Source organism: Arsenicibacter rosenii (assembly GCF_001870735.1).
GTDB lineage: Bacteria > Bacteroidota > Bacteroidia > Cytophagales > Spirosomataceae > Arsenicibacter > Arsenicibacter rosenii.
Genome location: NZ_MORL01000128.1, coordinates 1 through 1581 on the forward strand (window position 1 = coordinate 1; position 1581 = coordinate 1581).

Genomic DNA, 1581 nt, shown 5'->3' on the forward strand with positions numbered 1-1581 from the left:
AATCGCGGGCGTGTCGGCATCGGCACGGCCTTTCCGAACTCCACATTGTCGATTGTGGGGCGTCAGGCAACGACCAATGCCAGCAATACTGTCGATATTTCGAATACGGCCATTGGCCCTAACGTGAGTTTTATCCATTACGGGGCAACGGGCGATTGGCTGATCCGGTCGGCGGCTTACTCCGGTAATGTGATTATGCAGGATTTCTTTGGCGGCCGGGTTGGGATCGGCACCGCATTTCCCGGCTCCACACTCAGCGTCCAGGGGCGGGAAATCAACCTGGCCGGGTCAAATACCGCTGAGTTTTCCAACCCGTTGCTTGGCCCCAATATCAGCCATATCCATTACGGGAGTTACGGGGACTGGTATGTCCGGTCGGCCGACAATGCCGGCCGGGTCATTCTGCAGGATGGCAGTGCGAATGGGCGGGTTGGTATCGGAACGGCTAATCCGCAGGCAAAGCTCGACATCAACGGCAATACCATCATGAGCGGGCCGTTGGCCGTGCGGAGTGATATATCGTTTGCTAATGCCCTGACCAGTACGGCCTTGCCGGGGCTGAATCTGCGCCCGATCGGCCTCTTTGAAATTTCGGTTTTCGGGTATGAGGATGGCCCGCATGAACCGGTAATCCGGCAGGTACCGGCCAATCTGTTTACCGGCCAGCAGGTCGGCAGTGCGTCCTTTGCGGTTCCGGTTGACCTGACCATTAACCCGGCGCTTGTAGCCGGCGCCAGGGAGTTATATTTTGTAGGCGGTATCCATACAGATTTTGCAGGGTTAAGCACTATTGAAGTTGCGGGCGGAAGACTTGTTCGCGTGTATGCCTATTTCAACGGAAGCGACTACGCCGGTCTACGTGCAGGCGGAATGATCTATGCCGTTTATTAGCAACGGTACAGTGGTCGTTACGCTGTTGGCAAACGGATTCAGCGTCAACAAGCCTCACACAAAAGACCAACTATGAAAAAGTTGCTTCTTTATCTGTCTCTCATATTGTTTGGCGGTGGCGGGGCCGGATGCAGCAAATCCGCCGATCCGCAGCCGGACAATTTTACCTCGTTAACCGGACGCTGGGAGATTACCTCGGCGGAGGTGTATGCACAGGATGCCGGCCCGTCGCAGCCCCGGTTGCTCGGTCAGTTCGGGGCCGGTCTGGCATATATTTTCTACCAGGACGGCTCATACGACGGCTGTATCCTGCCAGGTTCAGACTGGGACAATGCGGGGCAGAGCGGGCAGTCGGGCAGCTGGAACTGTACAACCAACAAGCCCGGACGCTGGCAGCTGAGCGTAACCAAAACGCAGGGCACCGACATCGACGACGGTAAACTTACCCTGACTGCCCCGACCAGCCCGTTTGTACTCGAAAAACTATACGTTGGCAAGGCTTCGACCGGTAATACCAACGTGACCGTACTGATTGGCGAAACACCGGTCATAACCGATGCGCAGGGTGGCAAATCATGGGCCGAATACCATTTCACTAAGCAGTAATCCCCGTCTTCATATTTAATGATTTGATCTTATGGTTAACCGTTACCTTCTTTTAGCGGGCGGGCTGCTGCTGGCGGTTCAGTC

2 protein-coding genes are annotated in these 1581 nt (G+C 55.7%); both read left to right on the top strand.

From position 1 onward, the window contains the following. Window positions 1-891 (top strand): hypothetical protein (locus BLX24_RS33065; protein WP_218160738.1); only part of this gene is annotated, 891 nt, incomplete at its 5' end. Between the two features lie 72 nt (window positions 892-963). Continuing rightward, window positions 964-1497, top strand: coding sequence for a hypothetical protein (locus tag BLX24_RS30280; RefSeq protein WP_071506900.1), 534 nt, complete (start codon window positions 964-966; stop codon window positions 1495-1497). Window positions 1498-1581 lie beyond the last annotated feature (84 nt).

Excerpts from the sequence above, each read along its gene's own strand:
- BLX24_RS30280 (WP_071506900.1), top strand. The coding sequence starts at position 964 with ATGAAAAAGTTGCTTCTTTATCTGTCTCTCATATTGTTTGGCGGTGGC.